Raw genomic sequence first — 23,496 nt, 5'->3', positions numbered from 1 at the left:
AAAAGGAGCTAGACCAGTGAAACATTATGTTGCAGTAGATATTGGTGCATCAAGTGGTCGATTAATTCTAGGAAAATTGGTGAATGAAAAATTACAATTAGAAGAAATCCACCGTTTTAAAAATGGCTTTACGTACCGAGATGGGCACGAACGCTGGGAAATTGATCAATTGATGCAGGAAATTTTTATTGGCTTGGAAAAAGTAAAACAACTGGGGATTTCGGAATGTGTGCTTGGAATTGATACGTGGGGCGTTGACTATGTTTTGATAGGTGCTTCCGGAGAAAAGTTGGCAGACCCAATTAGTTACCGTGATAAACGAACTTTAAATGCGGTGCAGAATTTAACGAGTGAGTATCCACGAGAATATATTTATAAAAAAACAGGTATTCAGTTTATGGAATTAAATACTCTATACCAGCTGTACGTGGAAGAGCGGAATTTACTAGAACGAGCGGAGAAAATTTTGTTGATTCCTGACTATATTGGTTATGTGCTCACGGGAGTTAAGGTGGCAGAAACAACAAATTCATCGACTACTCAAATGCTTAATTTGCGAGAACAATTATTTGATAAGGATTTACTTTCGCATTTGAACATTGATGTGGAAAAATTTGCACCACTGACGGATGCAGGGACGTATTTAGGTAAAGTAAAAGCGGAGTGGCTAGAGGAGTACGATATTCCTAATTGTGATGTAGTGACAGTGGCAACACATGATACAGCTTCGGCAGTGGTGGGAACTCCGGCAGAAGGAGAAAACTGGGCATTCTTGAGTAGCGGGACATGGTCGCTAATAGGGATGGAGCTAATCGCGCCAATTAATAACGAAGCAGCTTTTAAAGAAAATTACACGAACGAATGGGGCGCATATGGAACTTATCGCTTTTTAAAAAACATTATGGGACTTTGGATTGTTCAAGAAATTGCGCGCATGGACGACTATAAGCATAGTTTTGCTGAGATGGCTGAGGAAGCGAGTAATTATCCTTATTTCAAGCAAATTATTAATGTCAATGATGCGCGGTTTAATAACCCGGAAAACATGGTGGATGAGATTAAATTGTATTGCCAAGAAACTGGACAAACTGTACCGGAGACAATTGGCGAACTGACAAATTGTGTGTATGGAAGTCTAGCACTCTATTATGCACTAGAATTGGAAAAAATGACTGAAATTACTGGTAAGAAAATCGAAAAACTTTATATTGTCGGTGGTGGAAGTAATGTAGCTATGCTAAATCAATTAACAGCTAAACTTGCAGGGATAGAAGTGTTTGCGGGACCTTCAGAAGCAACGGCGATTGGAAATTTAGTTGTACAAATGATTAATCAGGGTGAAATCGAATCCATGCGTGCAGGAAGAAAAATTATTCGAAATTCATTTGAAATTGGCGAATTTTCTTGTGGCGATGTGAGATTTGAGGAAATAAAAGAAAGATTTACTAAGGTACTTGAATTTAATTAGGAGGCTTTTAGAATGGGACAAGAAACAGAAATTAGTAAACGATATCAAGTGGCGAAAGAACGTTATCAAGCAATTGGAGTTGATACGGAAAAAGCACTTAAAACACTGAAAGACATTAAAATTTCGATGCACTGCTGGCAAGGCGATGATGTTAAAGGTTTCTTAAATCCAGACGGCGAACTTACAGGCGGAATCATGGCGACTGGGAATTATCCGGGTGCTGCTCATACTCCTAAGCAATTACGCCAAGATTTGGAAAAAGCTTATTCACTTATTCCCGGAAAACATAAACTTAACTTACACGCAATTTACGTAGATACAGATGAAAAAGTAGATTTAAATGAAATTGAACCTAAACATTTCACTCCATGGGTAGAATGGGCGAAAGAGCAAGGATTGGGGCTCGATTTCAATCCAACTTTCTTTTCACATCCAATGTTTAAAGATAATTATACTTTAGCTTCACCAGATAAAGAAGTTCGCGATTTTTGGATAGAGCACGGGAAACGCTCGCGGAAAATTTCTGAGTACTTTGGGAAAGAACTTGGTCAAACAAGTATTAATAATTTCTGGGTGCCGGATGGTATAAAAGATTGCCCGATTGATCGCTACACCCCGAGAAAACGTTTGATGGAAGCTTTAGATGAAGTTTTTGCAGAAAAATTAGATGAAAAATATACCCAAGAAGCTGTAGAAAGTAAGTTGTTTGGCTTAGGCGCAGAGGCTTATACAGTTGGCTCGCATGAATTTTATATGGGTTACGGAATTACGCGGGACAAATTGATTTGCTTGGATGCGGGACATTTCCATCCAACTGAAGTTATTTCTAATAAATTGTCTTCTTTAGCACTTTTCAGTAAAGGTGTAATGTTACATGTGAGCCGTCCAGTCCGCTGGGATAGTGACCATGTGGTGATTATGGATGATGAATTAATTGAAATTGGTCGCGAATTGGTGCGCAATGATTTACTCGGAATTACAAATATTGGTCTTGATTTCTTCGACGCAACAATCAACCGAATTGCTGCATGGGTTGTTGGGACTAGAAATACGCAAAAATCATTACTTAAAGCCCTTTTAGAACCTACAGCTGATTTGAAAAAAATGGAACTGGAAAATGACTTTACATCTCGTATGGCAATTACAGAAGAATTAAAAGACTTCCCATTTGGCGATGTATGGAACTACTTCTGTGAAATTAATGGTGTCCCAGTTGGTCTTGACTGGTTGAAGGAAGTAAAAGCTTATGAGAAAGATGTATTACTAAAAAGATAGGAGATAGTGACGATGACAAAGGATATACTTGATGCTGATTTTATTAAGGAAATGGCAAAAACTACTTCAAATTTATACCGGTTAGGCTGGGATGAAAGAAACGGTGGCAATATCACTTATTTGTTGGATGAAAAAGAAGTTGTGGAATATTTAGATGTAAAACAAATTATCCGCACAATTCCAATGGACTTTGATGGCGAAAAGCTCGCTGGTAAATATTTCTTGGTGACTGGTTCGGGTAAATATTTTAAAAATGTTGAAGAAGCTCCAGCTGTTAATTTAGGTGTAATTCAAGTAAGTGAAGATGGGAAAGCAGTTCATTTGCTGTGGGGCTACACAGACGGCGGACTACCAACAAGCGAACTTCCAGCGCATTTTATGAGTCACATTGCAAGACTTTCTGTTGATCCGGAAAACCGCGTTGTTATGCATTGTCACGCTACTCATTTGCTCGCGATGACATTTACACATGAGCTGACTGAACGAGCATTTACAAGAACTTTATGGCAAATGTGTACAGAATGTTTAGTCGTTTTTCCAGAAGGTGTTGGGATTATTCCTTGGCTGGTTCCTGGTACGAATGACATTGGAAAAGCTACATCAGAAAAAATGAAGGAAAATCGTTTAATCGTTTGGCCTCATCACGGGATTTATGGTGCGGGACAATCAATGGATGAAACATTTGGATTAATTGAAACCGCCGAGAAAGCAGCAGAAGTTTATACTATTGTGATGTCACAAGGCGGTATTAAACAAGCGATTACAGATGAACAATTGAAAGCACTGGGTGAAAGATTTGGCGTTGAAGCAAAGGCAGGTTATTTAAATAATTAGGAGGTAAGAATAATGGAACGAGTGGCATCTATTATGTATTTATATCCTGGTAATCAAGAAGAATATAAAAAAAGACACGACGAACTTTGGCCAGAAATGAAAGAGGCCTTAAAAGCGCATGGAGCAGCTAATTATTCGATATTTTTAGAAGAAAAAACGGATACATTATTTGCTTATGTGGAAGTCGAGGATAAAGCCATTTATGACAAAATAGCAGAAACAGAAATTTGTCAAAAGTGGTGGAAATATATGGCTCCAATCATGAAATCAAATCCTAATAATAGCCCGGTCGCGGTTGATTTAAAAGAAGTTTTCTATTTAGCATAAGAAAAGAGACATGACTTTAACGCAAAGTCATGTCTTTTTTCTAAATACTTTTTGGTAAGCGGAATATGAGTAGGAAACAAACTACGAGTAGAAAAATATTAACGTACATACTCATTTGCAAACTGTCGGAAAAGGCACTTGCTTTTGAGGTGGCTGTAGTATTACCGAGAGTGCGGAAAAATACTGATCCAACAACTGCAATCCCAAAGGACGAACCAATTCGTTGCGCTGTATTAAACATACCACTAGCTCCGCCGCGATCTATACCAGTCACGGTGGAAAGGGTAAAACTATTTAATGGTGCAATAGTTAAACCACTACCAAGCCCCGCAATGAAAAGTGGTAGGAATAAGAGCCAAGCAGAAAAAGCGCCGTCATTGAGATGGAAAACTATAGAAACCGTGCCAAGACCGACAATAACGAGCGAGACCCCAAGCATTAACAGTTTTCTTCCTAGTAGCGGGATAAATCGGTAACTATTGGATGCTGCCAGTACGCTACCTAATGCAAAGGGGCTAATTGCAAGTCCAGATAAAATAGCTGAACGATTGAAACCAGTTTGCCAAGTTAGCGATAGAACGAAGAAAATACTAGTAAATGCAGCAAAATATACGAGTGATAAGAGCATTCCTGAGACAAATTGATTGTTTTTAAGTAAGTTTGGCGCAATTAATGGTTGATTGCCTTTCTTTTCTTGGTAAACACTCCATTTATAAAGGATGATGAAGAGCGGAATAGAAAGCGCCATTAAAAGGTAATCTATTGGTTTGAAATCATTTGCACCATTTGAAATAAGTGGGAAAAGTAATAGTAAAAGTGCGATTGTCAGTAAGCCAACTCCAGGCAAATCAAAGCTGATTTTTTTCGTGGAGACGGTTCTCTTAGGAAGATAAAGCATTGCTAGGACAAGTGTTACTAACACAAAAGGTACGTTAACGAAGAAAACTGCGCGCCAACCGTTTGTAGCGCCGAACAGTTCAATTAAAAGTCCTCCTGTAAGAGGTCCGATGGCAGTACCAACACCAATAACTGAACCAAGAATGCCGAAGATTTTCCCGAGGCTTTTTCCGGAATACATATCCATAATCGTCGCATTGATTTGCGGGAAAAATAACCCGGCAGCAAGACCTTGTATTACCCGGGAAATAATTAGGCTATTTTCCGAACCCGCTAAACCGGCAGTAACACTCATAATTAGAAATAGGGTAATCCCGATAATATAAATGTTTTTCCGACCAAATTTATCCCCAAGTCGTCCAGCTAAAATAAGCACAAGGCCAAATGCAAGAGCATAACCTGAAATAACCCATTCAATCGTCTCGCTTGTCGCATGTAGGGCTGTCGTAATATCAGGCAAGGCCACATTAACAATTGTCGTATCTAATAATGAAATAAAAGCTCCAAGCATTATTGAAATAAGTGCTAAAGTTTTACGTTTATCCGTTTGTTCCATGAATCATTCTCCTTTTTGAAGCTTTTTGAGATATTTTTCATTATAAACCTAAACGTTACTATATTAAAGAAAGAGCCAATGTTTCACGTGAAACATTTTACTTTGAGGGCAAGATTTGATAAGCTTTTTTTATTAATAATGCGGGGGTAAACGTATGGAAAATCGGAAGCAAATGATAAAAACCGAACGACTTTTTTTAAGTGAAATGACGTTGGCTGATACGGAAATTTTATTTGGATACTGGTCAGATGATTCAGTTACTAGATATATGAACATTGAGCCTTTCCAAAGTTTACAGCCTGTAGAAGAAATGATTCGGATGCTAAGGCAACTAGAGATAGAAGGAAAAGCACTTAGATGTGTAATTATTTTGCAAGCAACAGGAGAAATTATTGGTACATGTGGCTTTAACTATATTGATCATGAAAATCACCGAGCAGAAATCGCTTATGATTTAGGAACACGATTCTGGAAACGAGGATATGCTACAGAAGCTGTAAAAGCCTTGATGGAGTGGGGAAAAGAATCTTTTAAATTACACAGGATTGAAGCAAAAGTAGACCCGAGAAATGAGGCGTCAATTACTTTGCTAGAGAAGCTTGGTTTTTTAGAAGAAGGATTACTTAGAGATTATGAAAAAATTGGCACGGAATATCAAAGTTTGAAGTTATTTTCTTGGTTAGATACAGGTAAATAACTACATTTAAAGAGCGCTGTATAGAGCTCTTTTTTTGTACATAAGAATGATAAATGTGTCGAATTTTTTACTAAAAAATGGAAAGATAGTAATCATATAAGATTATTTCTTGTTTATTATATTTAGTTATTGCTAAAATAAAAGGAGCTATAAAAAATACAAACTCAAGGAGATTATCCAATGACAAAAGAATATTATTTTATAAAACCTGAATTAAGCTCTCCTGAAACAAAGCAAGAAAACATTTCTTCTTGGTTAGATACCCAAGATACAGATTTTTATAATGCTCAAATTGCCCAAGAACGGGATTATTGTTTTTGGTGTGATATTGTAGAAACGGCTAAAACGAATTCACGGGAAAGTTATATTTCTATGGCTTATACTTTGAATGATCCTAATATGCTCAACTCCGCTGCAAAAACCAATTTTATTTTGGCAGAAGATGAAGTGTTATATATACACACTCTGTCCGTCATTCGCGACGGCAAAGTCATTGATAAAATAAATGATATTAATGTGAAAGTCTTGGATTATGTTCGTGATGAAAATCAAGCTAGTTTTAATGATGAGAAAAAAGTAACGGTTCTAATTCGTGATTTACATTTAAATGATATTTTCTTAATTGAAACAACTATTGAACGTAAATATGAAGAAAGCAGCATTCGTAACCAATTTTTCCGCTGGATTTATTCGGCTCCAAATTCATACTGGGCTTACGGAAAGTATCGTTTTGAATTGAAGAACGAGACAGGACAGAATTTAGAAACGAATTTCCATTATTTCCGCGATGAAGCAGGGGCAATTTTAGATAAAGAAAAAGTTATTATTGAAAATAGCCAATCTTATACAATTGAAAAAGAAGACTATATTGGAAATGATCCAAAAGAGTTTGAACTTACGCCATTTATTGATTTTGTTACTGAAAAGACCTATCCAGAAATTACCAAAGCAATCAGTGACGTTTATCAGAAATTCTATCAAGTGGATTTAGCCAGTTTTGCTGGTGATTTGGTTTCTGAATTAGATGCATTACCTTCTTTAAAACATAAAATTAGGCATGCGATTGATTTTGTTCAAAAAGAAATATACTATTTGTATAATGAAACGGAAATGGATGGACATGAGCCTCAAGCGGCAGAAGTAACTTATCAAACGAAACAAGGTGATTGTAAGGCGAAAACGGTTCTTTTAAAAGTGATTTTAGATTATTTAGAAGTCGATTCAGAGCTGATTTTGGTTAATTATGGCAGTGATGTCTTTTTACCGGTTTATACGCCGTCACCATTTAATTTTAACCATGCGATTTTAAAAGTAACAGATGATAATCAAGTTTATTTTATTGATGCCACAATGAGTAGTGACCAAGGCTTTTTAGCTAACCGCCAAAGAAATAGTTTCATGTATTATTTGGAAATTAAACCAGGAACCGAATTACAAAAACAAGAGCCTTTTCAAGATAGAACGCCTTCTGTTGAAGAAATTTTCCGATGTGATGTTAAAGGAAATGAAGCCGAGGTTGTTTTTGAAAGAAAATTACGCGGTGGAATGGCAAACGGATCACGTGAAATGTTTAAAAATGAATCAAATAAAGATATTGTTAATCGCTATAACTTCGCGATTTATAGCAATATGACTTTATATAAAAAATATGAAGAAAATGAGATTGATAAGCACTTTAATAACACGTCCATTCAAATTGTGGAAGATAATAAGGAAATGAATGAGATTTCGCTAGTTTATAAAGCAACAATAACTGACCCATATATTGTAGAAAACAAAAAACGCTTTTTACATTTTTGGAGTTGGGGTAATTTTATTGATGATGGCGCGGAAAAACATTTCCATAAAGATTTCCCGTATTGGGTTGATCGAAATATCATCAAAATGGAGATTCATTTAACGACTGACCACTCGATAGATCAGACGGATTCCTACACACGTCAAGAATGTGACATCAAGTCTAAGTATTTAAATCATCGTGTGACGAAGAAAATTCACAAAAACGGTGCTTCGTGTTATTTAGAGTATCGTCCATATCACAACCTTACTATTTCTGGGAAAGATTTAGAAGAATATATTAAAGCTAATAAAAAAGTTCTAGATAGTAACTGGGGAATTGGTATTGATATCATTGAAGATGGTCTGTTTAAGAAATTAGGTAAGCTATTTAAATAAACGTAAAAAAAGCATCCCTTTCTATAAGGGGTGCTTTTTTATAAATGGTCCCGACTGGTCTCGAACCAGCGACCCCCACCATGTCAAGGTGATACTCTCCCAACTGAGCTACAGGACCAAGTAAACTCAGAAAATAAGCTTAATCGTTTATTTTCTGAATGGATTCACGTTCAATCATTTCGGTTTTAATGATGGTCGTTTTTGGTACGTTTTTATCTTGGTGGATTAAGCGGAATAATAAGTTAGTCGCTTTTTTTCCTAGTTTATTAATTGGTATGTCAATAGAAGTAAGTGGCGGTGACAAGAAAGATGATGCTACTTTATCATTATAGCCGATGACAGAAAAATCTGCAGGTATTTGTAAATTTTTATCGGCTGCCATTTTATAAATACTAAGTACTTTTAAATCGTCGGTTGCGAAAACTGCGGTTGGTTTATCGGTGCTTTCCATTAGGCGTAATGCGGCTTTGTAACTGTCTTCAATGCTATAACCGCTATCAATAATCCAGTCATTGCGAAGGTCTAATTGGTGGTCAAATAGGCAGCTTCGAAAACCAGCAAGGCGATCAATCGAAACATGATAATCAAGCGGTGCGTGGATACAAGCAATTTTCTTATGACCTTGCTTGATTAAATGTTTAGTTAGAGCATAACTATCACCAAAATTGTCTGTGTCAACGGAATAAATATTTTTGTAATGTCCTTCTACTTTTCCGGTAACGACAATGGGGATATTATACGGGTCTAATTGATGGAAAAAATCTTCATCAGCCGGGGAACTTAGCATAATTATACCTTTAATCATTTTTTCTTGGATTTTTGAGAGGCATTTTTTGAGTTCGTCTTCGCTGTTTTTGGCGGTCTGAAGAATAAGGTCGAAATTTTCCAACTCAGCTTGAGTGGAAATGGATTGAATTATTTCGGAAAAAAATGGATTTCCTGTTGTTGTGGTTGTGGAGCGATTTGAGATAACCATGATAGCATCAAAGCCTGAAGAAGTAAGTGCGCGAGCTAGTTTGCTTGGCTGGTAGTTGAGTTCATCAATCGCTTCTAATACTTTTTGTCTTGATTCTTTGGAAATATTAGCTTGATTGTTTAGTACTCTGGATACCGTTGATTTTGAAACTCCCGCGTGTTTTGCTATGTCATAAATGGTAGCTGCCAAGGTAATCTTCCTTTCTCTATTGTTTCCGGTATCGGTTCCGGTCATTATCATCCATGTTTATATTACTCAATTTTACGCTAAATGTCCAACTAGATGTTATATAGGGATAAAAACTCAATACTGTCAACATGTTAGGAAATTCCTTTTAAATTGTGTTTGACAGAAAGCGCTTTCCATACTATAATTCTTTTTGTGGGAGCGCTCCCGGTTAGGAGGTAAATGATGACGAATTTAAGAAAACGACTTTCGCGGTTATATTCTGAAGATGTAGTTGAGAGTTTAGCAACGAGAATTGAAGCGCGGGTAAACCAAACGAAACAAAGAAAGTTAGTACGAAAAGACAAATGGGACGAGAAAGATATAGTTTTAATTACATATGGAGACCAATTTAAAGAGGAATCCAAAAAAACTTTACCAACCTTTAAGAAAATGTATGATCGTTATTTAAAATCGACTTTTGAGGTAGTACATTTCCTACCTTTCTATCCTTATTCCTCGGATGATGGGTTTTCGGTTATTGATTACAAAGCGGTTAATCCGGAGCTTGGCGATTGGGAAGATATTAAGGAAATGGAACAGTCGGCGCGATTGATGTTTGATTTTGTTTGTAATCATATGTCGGCGAAAAGTGAGTGGTTTAAGCGATATTTAGCGGGCGATAAGGAATTTCAAAACTTTTTCGTGGAAATGGATCCTGATACTGACCTTAGTTCGGTTACAAGACCACGTGCAACACCAGTGCTCACGCCGTTTCAATTTGCTTCTGGTAAAGAGGGTTATATTTGGACGACGTTTAGTGAGGATCAGATTGATTTAAACTTTGCTTGTCCGGAAGTGCTTTACAAGATGATTGATGTTTTGATGTTCTATTTAGAAGAAGGTGCGGAATATGTGCGACTTGATGCGGTTGGCTTTATGTGGAAAGTGCCGGGAACGAGTTCGATTCACTTAGAAGAGACGCATGAAATCGTGAAATTATTTAGAGATTTAGTAGACATTGCAGCTCCGGGGACGATTATTATAACTGAAACGAATGTGCCGCATGTTGATAATATTAGTTATTTTGGAAATGGTGAAAAGGAAGCGCATATGGTTTATCAATTCCCGCTTCCACCACTCGTGCTCCATGCGATACATCATGGCAATGCCGAGTTTTTAAGCAATTGGGCGAAGAATTTAGAGCTCCCAGAAGGCAAGCGGACATTCTTTAATTTCCTTGCCTCACATGATGGAATTGGCTTAAATCCAGTGCGCGGAATTATTCCAGAAGCAGACATTTTAGCATTGGTAGATGATTTGGAAAAAGAAGGAGCACTCGTTTCTTATAAACAAAATCCAGATGGTACTAAAAGTCCGTATGAAATTAATGTGACTTACATGGATGCGTTAAGTAAACAGGCGGACACGGATGACTTGAGACTATCGAGATTTCTTGTCGCTCATGCAGTATTAATGTCTATCCCAGGCGTCCCAGCCGTTTATGTTCAAAGTATTTTAGGAAGCCGCAATGATTATTTAGGCGTAGAAACAACAGGGCACAATCGCTCTATTAATCGAAAAAAATACGACTTAGCGGAAATTACAGCAGAGCTAGAACAGGCTGACTCCTTACGAAAAGAAACTTATGATGCGTTAACGAAATTAATTAGCACACGAAAAGCGGAATCACTTTTCCATCCAGAAATCGCGATGGAAGTTTTAGAATCTACGGCGGAATTGTTTGTTGTTAAACGTTCATCCGGCGCGGAATCGATTATATTGATTCATAATTTATCAGAAAAAGAAGTGAGTTATTCACTAGACAGCGGTGTTTATACAAATCTTTATAAGGGCTCCACGGTAACTGGGAGCGATTCCATAAAGCTTAGAGGCTATGAATTCTGCTGGCTAAAAACCAAAAATTACAGGGAGGAACAAAAATGAAGAAAAAAAGTCTTGTATTACTTGTTGTTGTGTTGGTTCTAAGTGCGGTATTAGCTGCATGTGGAGGGAAAGAGTCTGGTAGTAAGGAAGTAACAATTGAATTTATGCATTCATCCGTTGAAAAAGAGCGTTTAGATGTTATTAATAAATTAATTGCTGATTTTGAAAAAGAAAATCCAACGATCAAAATCAAACAAATTCCAGTTGAAGAAGATGCTTTTAATACAAAAGTTGTCACACTTGCTCGTTCTGGTAAACTTCCAGCAGTTATGGAAGTAAGCCAAGATTTTGCCAAAGTAATGGATAAAGATGAGTTAATTGACCAAGATGCAGTGAAAGCAGTTATCGACTCGGTTGGAGAAGATAAATACTATGAAGGTGCAACAAACTTAGTGCGTTCTGAAGATGGTAAAAGCTATATCGCAGCACCATTAAGCGGTTGGGTTCAAGGTATTTGGTACAACAAAAAAGCTTTAGCCGATGCTGGTTTTGAAGAACCAAAAAACTGGGCGGATATTGAAAAAGTAGCGAAAAAATTCACGAATAAAGCTGATAAAAAATACGGTATTGCAATTCCAACAGCAGAAAGTACGATGAGTGAGCAAGCTTTCTCTCAATTTGCACTTTCTAACAAAGCCAATGTTTTAGATGCAAAAGGAAATGTAACGATTGATACACCAGAAATGAAAGAGGCTCTTCAGTACTACAAAGATCTTTCAGCCTACACAATGCCTGGTTCAAATGACGTAACTGAAATTAAAGATGCGTTTATGAATGGTACTGTTCCAATGGCAATGTACTCTACGTATATTCTTCCATCTGTATATGAAGAAGGCGACCCATCTAACATCGGATTCGCTATTCCAGAAGAAAAAGAAAAAGCAGTTTATGGAACAGTTTCCGGATTGACTATCTCTGCTGGTTTGGATGATGACCAAAAGAAAGCAACGAAGAAATTTGTTGAATACTTGTCTCAACCAGAAAATATGGCAACGTGGGTATTAATGTCTCCAGGTGGCGCACAACCAGTAAATAAAGAAGTAGTAGAACAAAAAGCATACAAAGAAAATGAAGTAATTAAATCATTTGGTGATCTTCCAAACGAAATCGCTGCATCTTTCAACGACATCCAAGTTTTCGGACTTGTTGATGGTAAAAACCTAACAAAAATGGGTGATATAACTAGTTCAGGTATTATCGCACAAATGGTTAACAACGTAACTGTTGGCGGTGGGGATGTTTCAGCGGACTTAAAAGCAGCACAGAAAAAGGCAGAAGAGGGTAAATAATCAAATAGCGGGGAGGTGAGTCTCCCCGTCTTTTTATACAGTTTAGCACGTCGCTTTTTGATTTAAGGAGGCATTATGAAAACAAAAGTATATAAAAGGTCCGACTTTAAGTTAGCAATGATTTTACTTGCGCCAAGTTTTGTTTTACTGGCAGCACTTGTGTTATATCCGATGATTTCAAATATCCAGATTAGTTTTTTAGATATGCCGCTAAATCCGAATATTAAATCGGTCTTTATCGGTTTACAAAACTATATAGATATTTTGAAGGATCCAGAGTTTTATAAATCACTAGGTCTTACCGTGGCTTATACAGCACTTGTAGTAATTGGGAGTACGGGGATGGGGCTACTTGTAGCGATTTTCTTTAATCGTGAATTTCGTTTTAGAAGAACGGCTCGGTCGCTTATTATTTTGTCGTATGTAACACCATCTATTTCTCTTATTTTTGCATGGAAGTATATGTTTAATAATGGTTATGGTGTGATTAATTTTATGACTGTAGATGTGCTTCATATGTTTAAAGAAGCACCACTATGGTTTGATAATCCAGTTTCTAGTTTCTTTTTAGTAACCTTTTTTGCGATATGGCGTTATTTCCCGTATGCATTTATTTCGTTTTTGGCGATTTTGCAAACGGTCGATAAGTCGCTTTATGAGGCGGCTGATATGGACGGAGCGAACATTTGGGATAAATTCAAAATTGTTACTTTGCCAGCGATTATGCCGGTACTTGCAACAGTTATTACGCTTCGTGCGATTTGGATGTTCTATATGTTCACCGATGTATACTTACTCACGAATAAAGTAAATATCCTTGGAGTTTATTTATATAAAACAGCATTCGCATTCAATGATTTAGGAAAAGCAGCAGCGATTTCTGTCATATTATTTGTCATTATTTTTGTTGTGATTATTTTTGCAAGAAAGCGGGTGGATTTGAATGGCGGTAAGTAGTAAAAAGTCAAAAAGAACAAAGAAAATCGCGTTTTATGTGACGATGGTTGCATTTTTATGTATTACATTGTTCCCATTTGCGATTATGTTAATGACTTCATTTAAGAGCAGCAAAGAAGCCATTTCTACGCATCCAACATTTTTCCCGAAAGATTTCACTTTCCAGCATTATATCGATATTTTTAATCCAGATATTTTTCCGTTTTTAACGTACTTTAAAAATAGTTTGGTTGTTTCGGTTTTTGCGGCAGGAATTGCGGTCGTTTTGGGGATTTTAGGAGCTTATGCGTTGTCTAAATTACGCTTTAAAGGGCGAATGACGATTAACGCGAGTTTTTACACGGTTTATATGTTCTCCGGAATTTTGTTAATTGTTCCGTTGTTTAAAATAATTTCGAGTTTGGGGTTATATGATACAGAAACAGCTTTAATTATCACGATGGTTGTACAAACACTACCAACTGCGGTATTTATGCTAAAAAGTTATTTCGACACGATTCCAACTGATATTGAAGAAGCTGCGATGATGGATGGGCTAAATCGCTTCCAGATTATTTTACGAATTATTGTTCCGCTAGCGATTTCAGGTATTGTATCAGTGTTTGTATATTGCTTCATGGTAGCTTGGAATGATTATCTGTTTGCGTCGATTTTCCTATCTAGCTCAGAGAAATTCACGTTACCAATTGGCTTAAATACACTATTTAGTACACCAGATTATATTTGGGGTAGAATGATGGCGGCCTCGCTAGTTACGGCGCTTCCGGTCGTTATTATGTACGCAATTTCAGAACGATTTATCAAAGGAAATTTAACAGACGGTGGAGTTAAAGGATAAGAAAGGAAGTTTTTTAAAATGAAAAAATTAGTTGCGACTGCCCCTCGTGTGGCGGAATTAGTAGAATATCATGATCGTGAAGTTGTAGAAGATGAAGTAAAAATTAAAGTTCAATTCGCTTCTCCAAAACATGGTACAGAAGTAGTTGATTTTAGAGGAATTAGTCCTTTTATTGATGAAGAATTTTCACCAGAATGGAATCTATTTGTTTCACGTGAAACAAATAGTGCGCGAGGCATTGTGTTTGGCGAGTTTCAGCTAGGCAATATGGTCGTTGGTGAAGTAGTTGAATGTGGAAGCAAAGTGACGGAATATGCACTTGGAGACATTGTTTGTTCTTATGGACCGATTATGGAAACTGTTATTGTGAAAGCTGTCGATAATTATAAACTACGTAAATTGCCAAAAGGTGCTAATTGGAAAAATGCGGTTTGCTATGATCCGGCTCAATTTGCGATGAGTGGCGTGCGAGATGCACATGTTCGTGCGGGGGATTACGTTGTCGTTGTCGGACTTGGCGCGATTGGCCAAATTGCGATTCAACTGGCGAAAAAAGCTGGTGCTAGTGTTGTTATCGGGGTGGATCCTCTTAGTCATCGTCGTGAAATTGCTGAAAAACACGGAGCAGATGCTACTTTTGATCCGATTACGACAGATGTTGGTTTAGAAGTAAAACGTCTGACTGGTAAGCTGGGTGCGGATTCGATTATTGAAACAAGCGGGAACGCGGCGGCACTTCAAGCAGCACTACGCGGAATTGCTTACGGCGGAACAATTTCTTATGTAGCCTTCGCGAAACCTTTCCCAGAAGGATTTAACCTTGGGCGGGAAGCTCATTTTAACAATGCGAAAATCGTCTTTTCACGTGCGGCTAGTGAACCAAATCCGGATTATCCGCGCTGGGATCGTAAGCGTATCGAGGAAACTTGTTGGGAATTACTGATGAACGGTTACTTAGATTGTACGGACATCATTGATCCAGTTGTTCCATTCGCTGATTCAGCTGAGAGCTACATGAAATATGTCGACCAACAACCTGATTTAAGTATTAAAATGGGGATTACCCTTTAAGGAGCGATAATAATGAAATTAGGCACACAGAACCAAGCATTTTTCCCAGAAAATATAGAAGAAAAATTTGCTTATGTAAAAGAAATGGGCTTTGAAGGTTTTGAAATTGATGGTAAATTGCTTGTTGAGAATTTGGATGAAGTGAAGAGTGCTATCAAGAAAACGGGGCTACCTGTTAGTACTGCATGTGGCGGTTATGACGGCTGGATTGGTGACTTCATTGAAGAGCGCAGACTGAACGGTTTAGAAGAAATTAAGGCAATTTTAGAAGCTTTAGCAGAAGTTGGCGGGCAAGGGATTGTTGTTCCAGCGGCGTGGGGAATGTTCACTTATCGTCTTCCACCAATGGTTTCGCCGCGTAGCCAAGCCGGAGATTTCAAAGCAGTGAGCGAGTCGTTAATTTATTTGGATAAAATTGCTGGTGAAACTGGGACGAAAGTTTATCTTGAGCCACTTAACAGATACCAAGATCACATGATTAATTTGCTAAGTGATGCGCAGAAATATATTGATGAAAATGAACTTAAAAATGTAGAAATTATCGCTGACTTCTATCATATGAATATTGAAGAAGATAGCATTCCAACTGCGCTTGAAGAGCATAAAGATTCCATTGGTCATATTCATGTTGCTGACAATCATCGCTATCAACCAGGAAGCGGCAGCCTTGATTTTAAAACAAGTTTTGATCAACTGAAAAAGAATGGTTACAGCGGATTTTTAACTTTTGAATGTCGTGTTCGTAGTGAAAATCCTGAACAAGCTTATAAAGATGCGTTGGCACATTTAAAAAGCTGTTTAATTTAAAATAGAAAATCCGTCCCAATCAAAGCGGACGGATTTTTCTAAAAGGAGTTTCGGATATGAAGAAAAGAGTTGCAATCATAGGAGCAGGACAAGTCGCTGAGAAGGTTCATGCGGCATATTATAAGACAAGAAATGAGCTCGAACTTGTGGCAGTATGTGATCCTAGTATGGAACGAGGCGAAGAGTTTCGTTCAAACAATGGTTTTTTGAAGCATTATGCCACGGCGGAGGAAATGTTTGCTACAGAAAAAATTGATATAGTTAGTATTTGTACGCCTAATCGGTTTCATTTTGATAATGTGATGTTGTCTCTTAGGCACGGGGCTGCGGTTATGTGTGAAAAACCACCCGCAATGAGTGCAGCAGAAGCGAAGGCGATGTGGGATCTTGCTAAGGAAAAAGAAGCTATTTTAGCGTATGATTTTCATCATCGTTTTTCTAGTGAAGCACAGTTTTTAAAGAAAAATTCGGCGCTTTTAGGTGAAATTTATTGTGTGAAAGCAACCGCGCTTCGTCGTTCTGGTGTGCCAGGTTGGGGAACTTTTACGAATAAAGAAATGCAAGGCGGCGGTCCGCTGATTGATATGGGAATTCATATGCTCGACGCGGCGATGTTTGTCCTTGGCTTTCCAAAAGTGAAGAAAGTAACGGCAAAAAGTTTTCAAAAAATCGGAACCAAGAAAAGTGCGGGAACATTTGGTTCATGGGATCCGGAAAAATATACGGTAGAGGATTCTTTATTCGGCTTTATTGAACTGGAAAATGGCGGATTAATTGAATTAGATACTTCTTTTGCGCTACATATTAAGCCAGAAAGTGCGCTAAATGTTGACTTTTTTGGTGATTTAGCAGGAGGAAGTTTATATCCGGCTGAAATTTATACAGATAATGCAGGTGAATTTCAGTTGTTAGAGAAGTTAGGACAACTGGAAGAAAATAAACACGAAAACAGCATGAAAGCATTTGTTGATAGCGTTCTTGGTGCTGGAAAAGTGGAGCTTGCTGGCGCTGAACAAGGTTATATCATACAAAAAATCGTTGAAAGTTTATACGAATCGGCAGAAAAAGGTGAGAGTGTTTTTTTATGAGGAAAATAATCGAGAAGGAATTTGCATTAAATTATCTAAATAAATATGGGAGCCAAATGACTGTCGGAAACGGCTATTTGGGTGTGCGCGGTGCTCTTGAAGAAGAATATCCGGAGCAAGTTCGTGGTATGTATGTGGCAGGAATTTATAATCGTCCGAGCGGTTCAGTGAGTTCGGAGCTAGTGAACTTGCCGGATGTGACACGGTTCCAAGTGACGCTTGACGGGGAAGTTTTTTCGATGCAAGCAGGGAAAGTCCATGGGTATGAACGATTTTTAGATATGAATACAGGAGAATTAGTTAGGAAAATTATTTGGGAAAACAGTGCCGGCGACAAGTACCAACTAAATTTTTATCGATTTGCTTCAAAGGTTGTGAAACATGTTATTGCGGCAAGAGTGGAGATAACGCCTTTAAGTGGATGTGCGAAAGTGAAAATAAAAACAGGTATTGATGCACAACAAACCAATTTTGGAACGCAACAGTTGGCAGAATCTAGTTTACGGATTTTTGATGAAGAGCTGATGGTTGGTGAATATGAAACGATTGAAAGCAAACAGCGAATTACTGTGGCAACAAAAGTCAGTCAAAAAGGGGTTTTCACTGCTAAAAATCGCCAATTAATGACTGAAGTTGAGCAAGGAATCGCAGCCAACCAAACATTCGCTTTGGAGAAAATAAGCCTGGTTAAAACATCTCTTGATGAGGTGGACGTGGAGTTTCCAAATGCAACCTATGCTGAACTGAAAGCAAATTCAGAAAAAGCTTGGGCAGATTTTTGGGAGCATGCGGGCGTTCGCGTTGAGAGCACGAATGATTTTGACCAGTTTGCACTAGATTTTGCGTGCTATCATTTAGAAATTATGACGCCGAAAGATGATTTTCGTTGTAGTGTTGGTGCGAAAGGGCTGACCGGGGAAGGTTACAAAGGACACGTTTTTTGGGATACGGAAATTTTCATTATGCCATTTTTCCTTTATAATAAGCCGGAAATTGCCAAACAACTGCTAGAATATCGTTATCTTCATTTGAAAGAAGCGAAAGGAAAAGCATTGAAAAATGGATATAATGGGGCGCTTTACCCGTGGGAAAGTGCCTTCTCTGGTGAGGAAGAAACGCCGGAATTTGCAGCGATTAACATTCGGACTGGAACACGGCAAAAAGTAGCTTCTGCCATCTCAGAGCATCATTTAGTGGCGGATATTGCTTATGCCGTTTGTGAATATGAAGCTGCAACAGGTGATGCTCAGTTTATGAGTGACTGTGGTGCTGAACTGCTCCTCGAAACAGCAGAATTTTGGATAAGTCGAGCAACTAACCGCAACGGTCGACTGGAAATTCTCGATGTGATTGGACCGGATGAATATACAGAGCACATCGATAATAATACTTACACCAACTACATGGCGCACTATAATGTGAAAATGGCACTGGAATGGAACCGCGATAATGAAGCTTTTCAGTCACGAGCGAAAGCGTTTCTTAAAAACTTATATTTACCGGTCGCAAATGAAAAAGGTTTAATTCCGCAAGATGATACTTTTTTACAAAAAGATTGGATAAATTTAGATAAATATAAGGCTGCGCAAGGAACACAAGGGATTTTACTAGATTACTCGCGGCAAGAAGTGAATGAATTACAGATTTTAAAGCAAGCTGATTTAGTGATGTTATTCTATTTGTTTCCTCAGAGGTTTGCGCCAGAAACTGTGAAGAAAAACCTAGATTATTATGAAAAACGAACCATTCACGATTCATCTTTAAGTAAAGCGATTCATGCCATTGTGGAAAATCGTACGGGAAACCGCGAGCAAGCCTATCAATTTTTCCAAGAAGCGTGTTTAATTGATCTTGGGGACGAACCACATTCATCAGATGACGGCCTTCATGCGGCTTCACTTGGGGCAATTTGGCTGGCAGTGGTTTTTGGGTTTGCAGGCATTGATACTAGCGGAGAATTATTAGAAATAGCGCCAGATTTGCCAGATGCATGGCGGTTTGTTAAATTTGAATTCATGTGGAAAGGTGAAACAATTCTAGTGGAAATAGCCCCAAACACGTTACAACTTTCAAAAAACACAAAAAGCATGCTAGAATTAGTTATCTACGGAGAAAAACAGCAATTAACGGATACATTAACGATTAAGATGGAACAAAAGGATGTGTCTTTATGAAAATTGTCATTGCACCGGATTCATTTAAAGAAAGTTTGACGGCGCACGAGGTGGCAGAGTATATTAAAGAGGGCTTTCAAGAAGTTTATCCGCATGCAGACTATCATTTACTCCCAGTTGGAGATGGGGGCGAGGGTACGCTTGATGTTTTAAGTAGAGCCGTGGATGCGAAAACGACGAAAATCAATGTTTCTGGTCCGTTTGGCGAGCCTGTTTCAGCAAAAGTTGCCTTTACAGAGGGCAATAAAAAAGCGCTGATCGAAATGGCTGAGGTTTGCGGTTTGCATCTAGTTCCAGCAACTAAACGTGATCCACTTCAAGTGAGCACAAAAGGAGTGGGCGAACTAATTTTGCACGTAATGAAAAAAGGTGCGACCGAGGTTATCATTGGCATAGGTGGAAGCGCTTCAAATGATGGCGGAATTGGCATGGCTAGCGCGCTTGGCTATGAATTTTTAGATTTAGAAAACAATGTCGTAAATCCAATCGGCGCCAATTTAGCTAGCATCGCAACCATCCGCTCTGAAAATGTTCCTACTGAGCTCAAAAACATCACGATAAATATAGTAACCGACGTTGAAAATCCGCTTTGTGGAAAAGAAGGCGCATCCTATGTATTCGGCCCACAAAAAGGGTTAGCTGCCACTGATCTAGCAAGCGCAGATGAGGCAATGCGTCATTTTTATCAGCTGGCCAATCCAGCGATGATAACAATGGCACGAGCTGGTGCTGGGGGAGGAATTGGCGCTGGACTTGCAACGTTTGCAGAGGCGAATTTGCTGTCTGGCATTGATTTTGTAATCGAGGCGCTTCAAATTAAAGCAGTTTGCAAAGATGCCGATTTAGTCATCGTTGGTGAAGGGAAAATGGACGGACAAACTGCTCAAGGAAAAGCACCAGTGGGCGTGGCGAAAGAAGTACCTGATGGAACACCCGTTTTTGCAATTTGTGGAAGCGTAGGAGAGGGTCTTGAAGCTGTCTATAAGGCCGGAATCCACGCGGTATTTCCCTCAATTGCGAGTCCAACAACTTTAGAAAAAATACTTAAAGAAACCCCAAATAATCTAAGAAGAACCGCACGAAATGTTGCGGCAGTTTGGAAAGGACGAGTAGAATGACAACAGCATTAAAAGGAGTAGTATTCGATTTAGATGGTGTCATCACAGATACAGCGCATTACCATTACTTAGCTTGGAAAAAAACAGCAGAGAGCATTGGAATTGAATTCGATGAAGCATTTAATGAGAATTTAAAAGGAGTGAGTAGAATTGACTCCCTACTTCTTATTTTAAAGAAAGACGGCCGCGAAAATGACTTCACACAAGAACAAATCGAAGCACTTGCAGCAGATAAAAATGAATTCTATGTGAGCTTGCTCGAAGAAATTACGCCGGCAGATGTTTTACCAGGTATAAAAGAACTTATAGTAGCTCTTAAAAAGCAAAATCTTAAATGCGCGATTGCATCTGTTTCAAAAAATGCTCGTACGGTATTGAGTGCGCTTGAAATGGAACAAGAATTTGATTACATTGTTGATGCTGCTAAAATTACTAAATCAAAGCCTGATCCAGAAATTTTTGTGGAAGCATGTCGCGGTTTAGGCTTAGAACCATCAGAAGTAGTTGGAATTGAAGATGCCCAAGCTGGAATTGAAGCAATTAACGCAGCTGGAATTATAAGCGTGGGTGTTGGTTCTGGACTTCGTGATGCGGATATGACAGTGAAAAATACTGGTTTGCTAGATTTACGTATTTTAGAGATATTACATAGCAAATAAAATGTTTCACGTGAAACAAAAGTGTCAAAAAGTGAACAAAAAGCAAGATATATTGCTATTCTAAAACCCTTTGCTTGACCACGATACAACTTTGGAATATTCTGAATGTGAGGTGGATATGTATGGCGATTATTTTTGCAAAAGAAGAGAACTTGGAAGAGATTATTAGTAGCCATCCTAAAATATTACTTAATTTTTGGGCAGAATGGTGTGCTCCGTGCCGCTGTTTCTGGCCAACGCTTGAGCAATTCTCTGAGGTGGAAGAAGGTAATGTCCAAGTTGTGAAAATTAATGTAGATAAACAACGTGCATTAGCTCAAAAGTTTGATGTAAAAGGGATACCGAATTCGCTTGTTCTTGTTGATGGAGAAATTAAAGGCGCAATTGCTGGTATTGTCAGTTGTGATGAACTTAGAAGTAGGTTTAATAGTCTAGCAAAATAAAAATTCCGCGATCCAATTTAATGGTCGCGGAATTTTTTGTTTCACGTGAAACATTTATTATTTGAAAACGCGGAAACGGTCAGCGTCATCGATGAATTCTTTTTCGCCAGCTTCTTGAACGATGTTACCAAACGGCATTTGAGCGCGTAAGTTCCAGCTTGCAGGAATATTCCATTCAGCTTTAACAGCATCGTCAATTAGTGGGTTGTAATGTTGTAGAGATGCACCAATTCCAGCGTTTGCAAGAGCAACCCATACTGAATGTTGTGCAATACCTGAAGATTGTTCAGACCATACAGGGAAATTATCTGCATATAGTGCAAAGTTTTCTTGTAGACCTTCAATAACAGCAGTATCTTCAAAGAAAAGAACTGTTCCGTATCCAGCGCGGAAAGAACCAACTTTTTCTTCAGTAGCTGCAAAGTTTTCAGCAGGTACGATAGCGCGTAATGTGTCTTCTACGATATTCCAAAGTTTATCATGGTTTTCTCCTAAAAGAATAACAGCGCGAGAACTTTGAGAGTTGAAAGAAGATGGGCTGTATTTAACTGCGTCTTTAATGATTTCTTCAATTTTGGAATCCTCTACGGAAACGTTTTTATCTAGTGCATAAATGGAACGACGAACTTTAATAGAATCTAAAAATGTATTAGTCATAATAATAAAACTCCTTTGTTAATGTTATTTACTTACATAAGTATAGCAACTATTTATTAATTTGCAAGTGTTTTTGTCGGAAAAAGATTATGTAAGCGCTAAACCGATTACGGCTCTTATAAAAAAACTTTTTAAGTAAAAAACTTGCTTTTAAGAACGTTTGTTCGTATAATGAAATTAAGAGGTGATAATTATGGTTACGGCAATTCAGAAAGAGCAAGTGCGGACAGAGAAGAATGCTGCTTTTTTAACGAGTCGGCCAGAAGTGGATTATTTAGAACGCGAGAGCTTCTTTATCACATTAAAAGACGCCATGAAGCGAGAATGGGTCGTTCGACTAAAGTTTTTTCAAGAAGCAGATGTTTCTTCTTTACGTCTAGCATCATTTGAATATCCTTCCGCCTTTCTTGGGCTAGGAGAAATTGAAAAACAAGATTTGGTGCCACTTGAAATCGACATGTTAACGGAAGAAGTTATTTTTACAGATATTGTTGGACATGAATATGTAATTGAATTTAGAGATATTATAGATGTTGAATTATTATAGAAGCAGTCGTTTATTCGGCTGTTTTTTCTTGTCAAAAAAGGAATCCATATGTATAATGGTTGTTATGACAATTATTGTTACGACAATGGAAAAGAGGTTGGAAATGCGCGGATATTATGATGAAATCTCATTTGATGTGAATACGACTGCGAAGAAAATGCACTTATTTTTGATGCGTTCTATTGCAAGCTATGATGTAACGCCTGAGCAGTGGTCAGTTTTGGAGGGGATTGAGGCCAACGAACCGATTTCTCAAAAAGAAATTGCGCTTTGGACAAAAAAAGACACGCCCACAGTGAACCGGATTGTCGACGTTTTGCTTCGAAAAGAGCTTATTGTGAGGGAAATTAGCACAGAAGATAGACGAATTTCGCTTTTGTCATTAACGGATAAAGGGCGAAAAGAAACGACAGAACTTCGGGATATTGTGGAGGCGAGTTGTGAAAAAATGTTTGCTGGGGTTACTCGCACGGATTTGGAGCAATTCACGGCTATTTTAAAGAACATTTCTACTAATATAGAGTAAAGAGG

22 protein-coding genes and 1 tRNA gene are annotated in these 23,496 nt (G+C 38.1%); 19 read left to right on the top strand and 4 right to left on the bottom strand.

The annotated features are described in order from the left end of the window. Window positions 1-16 precede the first annotated feature (16 nt). The 4 genes from rhaB to rhaM are packed head-to-tail and all read left to right on the top strand — an operon-like array spanning window position 17 to window position 3,904. On the top strand, window positions 17-1,468 hold the full coding sequence (gene rhaB, locus PQQ29_RS14405; RefSeq protein WP_003772728.1) for a rhamnulokinase: 1,452 nt from the start codon (window positions 17-19) through the stop codon (window positions 1,466-1,468). Window positions 1,469-1,480: 12 nt separating this feature from the next. Beyond that, entirely contained in the window at window positions 1,481-2,743 is a 1,263-nt protein-coding gene (gene rhaA, locus PQQ29_RS14400; protein ID WP_003772729.1) for an L-rhamnose isomerase, read from the top strand. Window positions 2,744-2,755: 12 nt separating this feature from the next. Continuing rightward, complete coding sequence (rhaD, locus tag PQQ29_RS14395) at window positions 2,756-3,577, top strand: rhamnulose-1-phosphate aldolase (protein ID WP_003772730.1); 822 nt, start codon at window positions 2,756-2,758, stop codon at window positions 3,575-3,577. 12 nt (window positions 3,578-3,589) lie between these two features. Next, window positions 3,590-3,904 carry an L-rhamnose mutarotase gene (gene rhaM / locus PQQ29_RS14390; protein ID WP_003764521.1) on the top strand — a complete coding sequence of 105 codons (315 nt, stop codon included), beginning with the start codon at window positions 3,590-3,592 and terminating at the stop codon, window positions 3,902-3,904. Between the two features lie 40 nt (window positions 3,905-3,944). Here the strand turns inward: rhaM and PQQ29_RS14385 are convergent, their stop codons facing one another. Beyond that, window positions 3,945-5,357, bottom strand: coding sequence for an MFS transporter (locus PQQ29_RS14385; protein ID WP_033533740.1), 1,413 nt, complete (start codon window positions 5,355-5,357; stop codon window positions 3,945-3,947). Window positions 5,358-5,511: 154 nt separating this feature from the next. Here PQQ29_RS14385 and PQQ29_RS14380 point away from each other — a divergent pair, with 154 nt between their 5' ends. Together PQQ29_RS14380 and PQQ29_RS14375 are read left to right on the top strand one after the other, a co-directional pair. Further along, window positions 5,512-6,054, top strand: coding sequence for a GNAT family N-acetyltransferase (locus PQQ29_RS14380; protein ID WP_010991486.1), 543 nt, complete (start codon window positions 5,512-5,514; stop codon window positions 6,052-6,054). A 180-nt stretch (window positions 6,055-6,234) separates the two neighbouring features. Further along, window positions 6,235-8,229: a transglutaminase family protein gene (locus PQQ29_RS14375; RefSeq protein ID WP_187983802.1), complete on the top strand. Its 1,995-nt coding sequence runs from the start codon at window positions 6,235-6,237 to the stop codon at window positions 8,227-8,229. 45 nt (window positions 8,230-8,274) lie between these two features. Here the strand turns inward: PQQ29_RS14375 and PQQ29_RS14370 are convergent. Then, window positions 8,275-8,347 (bottom strand) — tRNA-Val (locus PQQ29_RS14370). Window positions 8,348-8,368: 21 nt separating this feature from the next. Next, window positions 8,369-9,394 (bottom strand): LacI family DNA-binding transcriptional regulator, encoded by a 1,026-nt coding sequence (locus PQQ29_RS14365; protein WP_003764514.1) that lies wholly within the window; start codon window positions 9,392-9,394, stop codon window positions 8,369-8,371. A 222-nt stretch (window positions 9,395-9,616) separates the two neighbouring features. Between PQQ29_RS14365 and PQQ29_RS14360 the strand changes: the two genes are divergently transcribed. The 11 genes from PQQ29_RS14360 (at window position 9,617) to PQQ29_RS14310 (ending at window position 21,761) form a co-directional block, all read left to right on the top strand. Next, a complete protein-coding gene (locus PQQ29_RS14360) occupies window positions 9,617-11,317 on the top strand; it encodes a sugar phosphorylase (protein ID WP_187983803.1) in 1,701 nt (566 codons plus the stop codon). Further along, window positions 11,314-12,606, top strand: coding sequence for an ABC transporter substrate-binding protein (locus tag PQQ29_RS14355; protein WP_033533743.1), 1,293 nt, complete (start codon window positions 11,314-11,316; stop codon window positions 12,604-12,606). The genes PQQ29_RS14360 and PQQ29_RS14355 overlap by 4 nt, the downstream gene beginning before the upstream one ends. Window positions 12,607-12,681: 75 nt before the next feature. After that, window positions 12,682-13,563, top strand: coding sequence for a carbohydrate ABC transporter permease (locus PQQ29_RS14350; RefSeq protein ID WP_003764662.1), 882 nt, complete (start codon window positions 12,682-12,684; stop codon window positions 13,561-13,563). Continuing rightward, window positions 13,550-14,401, top strand: coding sequence for a carbohydrate ABC transporter permease (locus PQQ29_RS14345; protein ID WP_003727583.1), 852 nt, complete (start codon window positions 13,550-13,552; stop codon window positions 14,399-14,401). Before PQQ29_RS14350 ends, PQQ29_RS14345 begins: the two co-directional genes overlap by 14 nt. Before the next feature lie 18 nt (window positions 14,402-14,419). Beyond that, a complete protein-coding gene (locus tag PQQ29_RS14340; RefSeq protein WP_003772737.1) occupies window positions 14,420-15,472 on the top strand; it encodes a zinc-dependent alcohol dehydrogenase in 1,053 nt (350 codons plus the stop codon). A gap of 12 nt (window positions 15,473-15,484) precedes the next feature. Next, window positions 15,485-16,279, top strand: coding sequence for a sugar phosphate isomerase/epimerase family protein (locus tag PQQ29_RS14335; RefSeq protein ID WP_033533744.1), 795 nt, complete (start codon window positions 15,485-15,487; stop codon window positions 16,277-16,279). A 56-nt stretch (window positions 16,280-16,335) separates the two neighbouring features. Further along, a complete protein-coding gene (locus PQQ29_RS14330; RefSeq protein ID WP_045553754.1) occupies window positions 16,336-17,367 on the top strand; it encodes a Gfo/Idh/MocA family protein in 1,032 nt (343 codons plus the stop codon). Then, window positions 17,364-19,541, top strand: coding sequence for a glycoside hydrolase family 65 protein (locus tag PQQ29_RS14325; protein ID WP_187983804.1), 2,178 nt, complete (start codon window positions 17,364-17,366; stop codon window positions 19,539-19,541). Before PQQ29_RS14330 ends, PQQ29_RS14325 begins: the two co-directional genes overlap by 4 nt. Beyond that, on the top strand, window positions 19,538-20,659 hold the full coding sequence (locus PQQ29_RS14320) for a glycerate kinase (RefSeq protein WP_187123170.1): 1,122 nt from the start codon (window positions 19,538-19,540) through the stop codon (window positions 20,657-20,659). Before PQQ29_RS14325 ends, PQQ29_RS14320 begins: the two co-directional genes overlap by 4 nt. After that, on the top strand, window positions 20,656-21,318 hold the full coding sequence (gene pgmB / locus PQQ29_RS14315) for a beta-phosphoglucomutase (RefSeq protein ID WP_003764497.1): 663 nt from the start codon (window positions 20,656-20,658) through the stop codon (window positions 21,316-21,318). Before PQQ29_RS14320 ends, pgmB begins: the two co-directional genes overlap by 4 nt. 122 nt (window positions 21,319-21,440) lie before the next feature. Further along, complete coding sequence (locus tag PQQ29_RS14310) at window positions 21,441-21,761, top strand: thioredoxin family protein (RefSeq protein WP_003764496.1); 321 nt, start codon at window positions 21,441-21,443, stop codon at window positions 21,759-21,761. A 57-nt stretch (window positions 21,762-21,818) separates the two neighbouring features. Here PQQ29_RS14310 and PQQ29_RS14305 read toward each other — a convergent pair whose 3' ends face one another. Continuing rightward, window positions 21,819-22,418, bottom strand: a complete 600-nt coding sequence (locus tag PQQ29_RS14305) for a nitroreductase family protein (protein WP_003727590.1) — start codon at window positions 22,416-22,418, stop codon at window positions 21,819-21,821. A 193-nt stretch (window positions 22,419-22,611) separates the two neighbouring features. On the opposite strand from PQQ29_RS14305, the gene PQQ29_RS14300 reads away from it, so the two are divergent. Then, on the top strand, window positions 22,612-22,965 hold the full coding sequence (locus tag PQQ29_RS14300) for a hypothetical protein (protein WP_003768791.1): 354 nt from the start codon (window positions 22,612-22,614) through the stop codon (window positions 22,963-22,965). A gap of 103 nt (window positions 22,966-23,068) precedes the next feature. Beyond that, window positions 23,069-23,491, top strand: coding sequence for a MarR family winged helix-turn-helix transcriptional regulator (locus PQQ29_RS14295; protein ID WP_010991479.1), 423 nt, complete (start codon window positions 23,069-23,071; stop codon window positions 23,489-23,491). Window positions 23,492-23,496 lie beyond the last annotated feature (5 nt).

The sequence above is a fragment of the Listeria innocua genome (assembly GCF_028596125.1).
Classification (GTDB): domain Bacteria; phylum Bacillota; class Bacilli; order Lactobacillales; family Listeriaceae; genus Listeria; species Listeria innocua.
This window is presented reverse-complemented; position numbering and strand designations above follow the sequence as displayed.

Bases quoted from the DNA above. Each gene is read 5' to 3' on its own strand.
- rhaA (WP_003772729.1), top strand. From the start codon at position 1,481: ATGGGACAAGAAACAGAAATTAGTAAACGATATCAAGTGGCGAAAGAA.
- rhaD (WP_003772730.1), top strand. From the start codon at position 2,756: ATGACAAAGGATATACTTGATGCTGATTTTATTAAGGAAATGGCAAAA.
- rhaM (WP_003764521.1), top strand. From the start codon at position 3,590: ATGGAACGAGTGGCATCTATTATGTATTTATATCCTGGTAATCAAGAA.
- PQQ29_RS14385 (WP_033533740.1), bottom strand. From the start codon at position 5,357: ATGGAACAAACGGATAAACGTAAAACTTTAGCACTTATTTCAATAATG.
- PQQ29_RS14380 (WP_010991486.1), top strand. From the start codon at position 5,512: ATGGAAAATCGGAAGCAAATGATAAAAACCGAACGACTTTTTTTAAGT.
- PQQ29_RS14375 (WP_187983802.1), top strand. From the start codon at position 6,235: ATGACAAAAGAATATTATTTTATAAAACCTGAATTAAGCTCTCCTGAA.
- PQQ29_RS14360 (WP_187983803.1), top strand. From the start codon at position 9,617: ATGACGAATTTAAGAAAACGACTTTCGCGGTTATATTCTGAAGATGTA.
- PQQ29_RS14355 (WP_033533743.1), top strand. From the start codon at position 11,314: ATGAAGAAAAAAAGTCTTGTATTACTTGTTGTTGTGTTGGTTCTAAGT.
- PQQ29_RS14350 (WP_003764662.1), top strand. From the start codon at position 12,682: ATGAAAACAAAAGTATATAAAAGGTCCGACTTTAAGTTAGCAATGATT.
- PQQ29_RS14345 (WP_003727583.1), top strand. From the start codon at position 13,550: ATGGCGGTAAGTAGTAAAAAGTCAAAAAGAACAAAGAAAATCGCGTTT.
- PQQ29_RS14340 (WP_003772737.1), top strand. From the start codon at position 14,420: ATGAAAAAATTAGTTGCGACTGCCCCTCGTGTGGCGGAATTAGTAGAA.
- PQQ29_RS14335 (WP_033533744.1), top strand. From the start codon at position 15,485: ATGAAATTAGGCACACAGAACCAAGCATTTTTCCCAGAAAATATAGAA.
- PQQ29_RS14330 (WP_045553754.1), top strand. From the start codon at position 16,336: ATGAAGAAAAGAGTTGCAATCATAGGAGCAGGACAAGTCGCTGAGAAG.
- PQQ29_RS14325 (WP_187983804.1), top strand. From the start codon at position 17,364: ATGAGGAAAATAATCGAGAAGGAATTTGCATTAAATTATCTAAATAAA.
- PQQ29_RS14320 (WP_187123170.1), top strand. From the start codon at position 19,538: ATGAAAATTGTCATTGCACCGGATTCATTTAAAGAAAGTTTGACGGCG.
- pgmB (WP_003764497.1), top strand. From the start codon at position 20,656: ATGACAACAGCATTAAAAGGAGTAGTATTCGATTTAGATGGTGTCATC.
- PQQ29_RS14310 (WP_003764496.1), top strand. From the start codon at position 21,441: ATGGCGATTATTTTTGCAAAAGAAGAGAACTTGGAAGAGATTATTAGT.
- PQQ29_RS14305 (WP_003727590.1), bottom strand. From the start codon at position 22,418: ATGACTAATACATTTTTAGATTCTATTAAAGTTCGTCGTTCCATTTAT.
- PQQ29_RS14300 (WP_003768791.1), top strand. From the start codon at position 22,612: ATGGTTACGGCAATTCAGAAAGAGCAAGTGCGGACAGAGAAGAATGCT.
- PQQ29_RS14295 (WP_010991479.1), top strand. From the start codon at position 23,069: ATGCGCGGATATTATGATGAAATCTCATTTGATGTGAATACGACTGCG.